The 4,836-nt window shown below is 40.8% G+C and carries 5 protein-coding genes; 3 read left to right on the top strand and 2 right to left on the bottom strand.

The features are described from left to right. The first annotated feature begins 253 nt into the window (after positions 1-253). A complete protein-coding gene (locus E1163_RS02355; RefSeq protein WP_155169070.1) occupies positions 254-1,342 on the top strand; it encodes a T9SS type A sorting domain-containing protein in 1,089 nt (362 codons plus the stop codon). Here the strand turns inward: E1163_RS02355 and E1163_RS02350 are convergent. Beyond that, entirely contained in the window at positions 1,319-2,275 is a 957-nt protein-coding gene (locus tag E1163_RS02350; protein ID WP_155169068.1) for an NAD-dependent epimerase/dehydratase family protein, read from the bottom strand. The genes E1163_RS02355 and E1163_RS02350 overlap by 24 nt on opposite strands. 122 nt (positions 2,276-2,397) lie before the next feature. Between E1163_RS02350 and E1163_RS02345 the strand changes: the two genes are divergently transcribed. Then, on the top strand, positions 2,398-2,832 hold the full coding sequence (locus tag E1163_RS02345; protein ID WP_155169066.1) for a hypothetical protein: 435 nt from the start codon (positions 2,398-2,400) through the stop codon (positions 2,830-2,832). A 5-nt stretch (positions 2,833-2,837) separates the two neighbouring features. Further along, on the top strand, positions 2,838-4,034 hold the full coding sequence (gene kbl / locus E1163_RS02340) for a glycine C-acetyltransferase (RefSeq protein ID WP_155169064.1): 1,197 nt from the start codon (positions 2,838-2,840) through the stop codon (positions 4,032-4,034). A 76-nt stretch (positions 4,035-4,110) separates the two neighbouring features. Here kbl and E1163_RS02335 read toward each other — a convergent pair. After that, positions 4,111-4,836 (bottom strand): diadenylate cyclase (locus E1163_RS02335; protein ID WP_155169062.1); only part of this gene is annotated, 726 nt, incomplete at its 5' end.

The raw sequence follows: 4,836 nt of genomic DNA, 5'->3' as shown, positions 1-4,836 counted from the left end.
CACATTCCTTACAGCGCCATTTTTTCATATCTTACATGCTTTTTAGTGCTATTTTTGGATCATATTTCCTATATTGGGAAAATTTTTAAAACATAAAATTTATAAATAACTGAAATTCAGCCAAATATGTGTTTTTGGTATAATTGGTTCGTAAATTGGGTATATATGTTAAAGTAATCATTTAAACAAATTTATTACTCAGGTTACTTTTTGGACGGAAATTAAATAAACACACTAGGAAAATAACAAAATCATGAAAAATATTATCACAGCAGCAGTAATTGGGTTGATGATGTTGACAAATACCAAGCTTTTGGCTCAATGTTCTTACACACAAAGTGGCAACTTGTCTTCCACTATTAATTTTTCAAGTATTATCAATTGTCCTAACGGGGATGTGGTATTGAGTAATATGAATTCAAACCCTGGGGGAGATGGTAAGGTGAACTTTGCTTCAGATGTAACTCTAAACAGTTTAACAGTTGAGTTTGCCAACGGTAACAAACCTGTTGAGTTCATTATCCCTGCGGGAGTAACCGTTACAATTACGACTAATTTAACATTTATTGGACAGCCAGATAAGGGAAAGACGCTTACTGTTTATGGTACTTTAATTGTGGGCAATACACTTGATTTTGGGTCAGTTGAATTTGAAATTGATGGTACGGGTTCAATTGATGCCGGTTCTATTATTGGAGCTGATGATGTTACTTGTTCAGGCCCTCAAAGTGATGGAACTTGCCCATTAGTAACCTCAGATACTTGTGATGATGGCGGTAGTGGGTTCTGTGGTACTGATGTTTTACCAATAGTCTTGACTTACTTTAATTCAAAATCTATAGATAGCGGTGTGGAATTGAAGTGGGGAACAGCCTCTGAGGAAAATAACGACTACTTTACAATCGAAAGATCGGCAGATGGTAAGGCTTTTGAAAAAATCACCACTGTATCCGGAGCAGGAACACACACCGGAGCCCTTGATTATACTTATGTTGACAACAAACCTTTAAAAGGAAGATCTTACTATAGGCTGTCACAAACAGACTTTGACGGTACTACGGCTTACTTTGATATCGTTGCGGTAGACTTTACTACGGTCAGCAAGTTGGCAGTATACCCTAACCCTGCGAGTGTAACGGATATGCTGACTATTCAAACTGGTGCGGATGCTGATGAAGATGTTGAGCTTGCAATCTACAGCAATGCCGGTCAGTTAGTGAAATCAGAAGTAGTTAGCGGTAGTGGTGCAGTAACTATTCAGAATGATCTTAAAGCCGGATTCTACATGCTCCAGGTTAAATCAGGGCAGGTTGTAATCTCAACCCGCCTGGTGGTTCAGTAGTTCTTTTAATCCGGTGAGGATGGTAGACGTCATTTTAGACAAATCAAATTGATGCTGCCATCCCCACTGACTTCTGGCTTCAGAATCATCGATTGAGTCAGGCCAGGAATTAGCGATAGATTGCCTGAAATCAGGGTTATAAGTTATAGAAAAGTTTGGCAGGTGTTTCATGATTTCACCTGCTATTTCTTTTGGTGAGAAGCTGATCGCAGCAATGTTATAGCTTGACCTGATTTTGATTTTTTCTTTATCAGCTTCCATAATATTTATAGTTGCTTTAATGGCATCATCCATGTACATCATGGGAAGATATGTATCTTCTGAAAGAAAACTTTCATAAGTACCATCTTCTAAAGCTTTGTGAAAAATGTCCACAGCGTAATCTGTTGTTCCGCCGCCTGGTTTTGCTTTATAACCTATTAATCCGGGGTATCTCAGGCTTCTGACATCCACTCCATATTTTTCAAAATAATATTCGCACCACCTTTCCCCGGCCAGTTTGCTGATTCCATATACTGTATTCGGATCCATTACTGTATGTTGGGGAGTATTTTTGCTTGGGGTGTTTGGGCCAAATACGGCAATAGAACTTGGCCAGTATATTTTTTCAAGTTTTTTATCCCTGGCAAGTTCCAGTACATTCAGTAAACTGTTCATGTTGAGGTCCCAGGCAAATTTCGGGTCTTTCTCACCTTTGGCAGAAAGGATGGCGGCCAGGTGATATATCTGGGTTATAGAATATTTGTCTATAATATTTTCCAGATCGGATTTATTCATAACGTTGAGTATTTCAAACGGTCCGTCGGCCAAATCACCTTCAGGCTCCCTGACATCAGAAGCTACAACATTATTTTTACTATGTATATCTCTGAGTGCCAATGTTAATTCAGAACCTAACTGTCCACAGGCACCGATCACCAATATTTTGTTCATGGGGTCTCTTTAAAATTTGATGGTGCGAAATTACCAATTAAATGACGTGCAAACCAAATCATTTGCCTGGCTTAATAACTATTGCCCATTCGATAAAGTTTTTATATTTGCTACTCGGCCTTATGGAATTCAACGAATATTTACATAGCAAAAAGATCGACTCTGATGCTTTCAGGAAAGCTAATTCATCACAATGGAATGAGTGGAAGGCTATTTTTGATCAGATGCATCCCAAAAGTTTTACTGCTCAGAAGCTCTTTCTGATCAATCCACTCAGGCATGCATTTCCTTATGAAGCGCCTGTTGAGGTGAAGGAGAAGAAAGTGGGGCCTCAAAAACCGGTAATGAAACCCAAGCCCAAAGAAAAGGAGGAAGAGGAAAAACAGGGAAGTGTTGCCAAACCAAAGATGAAGCCGAAGCCCGTGATGAAAGCTAAACCAAAAATTCAGGTTAAGCCAAAAGTGCAGTCCAAGCCGGGTAGTGAAGAAAGTACAGGTGAAAGTAAGCCAAAATTCAAACCAAAACCTGTGATCAAGAAAAGACCTAAAACTGATTGATAAATATGTACGATACGCTAAAAAAGAAATTGCAGGATGAACTTGATTCTATCAGAGAGGCAGGCCTGTATAAGAAAGAAAGAATCATTACCACACCTCAGGGAGCTGTAATCAAAACGCAGGATGGCAAAGAAGTTATAAATTTCTGTGCTAACAATTACCTGGGGCTTTCATCGCACCCGCGAGTAATAGAGGCGGCCAAAGAAGCTATAGATTCCCATGGATATGGAATGTCTTCCGTACGGTTTATTTGTGGTACACAAGACATACATAAGGAGTTGGAGAAGAAAATTTCCGAGTTTTTGGGTATGGAAGATACCATTCTATATGCTGCTGCATTTGATGCCAATGGAGGTGTATTTGAGCCACTGTTTGGTCCCGAAGATGCAATTATATCCGACTCACTTAACCATGCTTCCATTATAGATGGAGTGAGGCTGTGCAAGGCGATGAGGTATAGGTACAACCACAATGACATGGAAGACCTCGAAGCCAAGCTCAAAGAGGCTGATGCCGCCGGGGCTAAGGAGAAAATTATAGTTACCGATGGCGTATTCTCCATGGATGGTACCATAGCCCAGTTGGATAAAATATGTGACCTGGCTGATAAATACAATGCCCTGGTTATGTCTGATGAATGCCACTCTACCGGCTTTATGGGCAAAACAGGTCGTGGAGTTCATGAGCATCATGGAGTGATCGATAGAATGGACATCATTACAGGTACCCTCGGTAAGGCCCTTGGTGGTGCGTCAGGTGGTTTTACTTCTGGTAAAAAAGAAATCATCGAAATCCTTAGGCAAAGGTCAAGGCCTTATTTATTCTCAAATACACTGGCTCCTTCTATTACGGGCGCCTCTATTGCAGTGATTGATATGCTTAGTGAGACTACTCAATTAAGGGATAAGCTTGAAGAGAACACCAAATATTTCAGGGAGGAAATAACAAAGGCTGGGTTTGACATCAAACCCGGAACTCACGCCATTGTACCTATTATGTTATATGAGGCTCCTCTGGCTCAAAAATTTGCTGATGCCCTTTTGGATAAAGGTATTTATGTTATCGGGTTTTTCTATCCGGTAGTTCCTAAAGGACAGGCCAGGATCAGGGTTCAGATGTCGGCAGCCCATGAGCGGGAGCATTTGGATAAAGCGATTCAGGCGTTTACTGAAATTGGCAGGGAGTTGAAAGTTATAAAGTAAAAACAATTGACTTCAAATGAAAAAATCCCTACCTGTCAGCAAGTAGGGATTTTTTTAATGCTATGTGTAAAGCCTATCAGGCCCTGGCCTTAGCCTCATTTATCGACGTAGCTTTTGCTTCCTTTTCAGCAGGCTCCTCTACAGCCTCTTCTTTTTTCTCATCTTCGGTGGTGAGATAATCATTGATTTTCTTTCGTAGTTCCTGAGGAGACAGGTTGTGAAGCAGCTTGCCATTTCTGGCCAAAGAAAACTGGCCTGTTTCTTCCGATACTATAAGCACCATAGTGTCTGTAATTTCAGACATACCCAGGGCAGCTCTGTGCCGTAGGCCAAACTGCGCAGGCAGGGCATCGTTTTCAGAAACCGGAAGGATACACCTGGCTGCTTTTATTTTGCCTTTAAATATAATAACCGCGCCATCATGAAGTGGACTGTGCTTGTTGAATATTGAAAGCAACAATCGCTTGGATAAATAGGCGTCTATGATATCTCCAGATTCCGCGTAGAACTTCAATTCAGAATCTTTGGAAAGAACGATCAATGCTCCTGTATTCGTACCACCAAGGGTTTTGGCAGCTTCAATGATAGGAGTGATGTTATAGGCTTCTTTTGCTGTCCGGCGTTTCCATACGAACAGACCGTTGAAAAAATTACCTTTATTGAAGTCAGTCGTTTTACCGATCAAAAGAAGGAATTTTCTGATTTCAGGCTGGAATAATATAATGGCCGCGAGAACACCAACGCCCATAAACTGACCCAGAATCAACCCGAGAAGTTCCATCTGGGCAGCCCTTACAATCAG

The sequence above is a fragment of the Fulvivirga kasyanovii genome, from assembly GCF_009711405.1.
In the GTDB taxonomy this organism is placed as follows: Bacteria; Bacteroidota; Bacteroidia; order Cytophagales; family Cyclobacteriaceae; genus Fulvivirga; species Fulvivirga kasyanovii.
This window is presented reverse-complemented; position numbering and strand designations above follow the sequence as displayed.

Excerpts from the sequence above, each read along its gene's own strand:
- E1163_RS02355 (WP_155169070.1), top strand. The coding sequence starts at position 254 with ATGAAAAATATTATCACAGCAGCAGTAATTGGGTTGATGATGTTGACA.
- E1163_RS02350 (WP_155169068.1), bottom strand. The coding sequence starts at position 2,275 with ATGAACAAAATATTGGTGATCGGTGCCTGTGGACAGTTAGGTTCTGAA.
- E1163_RS02345 (WP_155169066.1), top strand. The coding sequence starts at position 2,398 with ATGGAATTCAACGAATATTTACATAGCAAAAAGATCGACTCTGATGCT.
- kbl (WP_155169064.1), top strand. The coding sequence starts at position 2,838 with ATGTACGATACGCTAAAAAAGAAATTGCAGGATGAACTTGATTCTATC.